Consider the following 758-nt stretch of genomic DNA (forward strand, 5'->3'; position numbering starts at 1 on the left):
GCCGCGCTGCGCGATGTGTCGGGCGCGGCCTTCTGGAGCGTCACGCCGATGGGCGAGCCCGCCGCCATTGCCTTGCGCGTGCGCGCCGACAAGCCCTTGCCCGCCGGCCTGAGCCTCGACTACCCGGCCGCGATCCGCGCGGCCGACGACGCCTTCGCCGCCGACGTGCGCTGGACCGACCTGGGCGCCTCGGGCCAGCGGCTCGAGCTGCTCACGCCGCTGTTCGGCGCGCGGCTTTCCACCGTGGTGCTGCCCGACATCGCCGCGTTGCGCCGCCGGCTGCAGGCGCTCGCGCAGCTCAAGTGGCTCGCGCAATTGCAGGCCTACGGGCAGGACGGCAGGCTCGACGGTTTCGACGCCGTGCTCGAAATATGGAATGCCGACCGGCTGGTGCGCGGTGTGCCCGTGGCGCAGGCCGCGAGCGCGCTACCGGTGCTGCAGGCCGGCGAGCGCCTGCGCCTGAACGTGCGCAACACCAGCGGCCGATCGCTCGACCTCGTGGTGGCCGGCATCGATGCGCGCGGCAACCTGCAGCCCGTGTACCCCGACGCATCGGGCGAGACCAACCGCTTCAAGCGCGGCACGCAAGAGCAGCCCGCGGCCCGCCGCTTCGACCTGCCCTGGCTCGACGCGCCCGGCGACGACGCGCGCCTGCTCGTCATGGCCGTGCCCGCCGCGCCCTACAGCGCGCCGCGCATGTTCGGCGCGGCGTCGGCGTCGGCGCAGGCCGAGGTGTCGGAGGTGCGCGTGCGCGGCGG

At 75.1% G+C, this 758-nt stretch carries 1 pseudogene; it reads left to right on the forward strand.

Annotated elements, in window-relative coordinates:
• Window positions 1-758, forward strand: a pseudogene (locus BMG07_RS40880) (caspase family protein); the annotation flags it as partial.

It is taken from the genome of Variovorax sp. E3, assembly GCF_016082275.1.
Taxonomy (GTDB): Bacteria; Pseudomonadota; Gammaproteobacteria; order Burkholderiales; family Burkholderiaceae_C; genus Variovorax.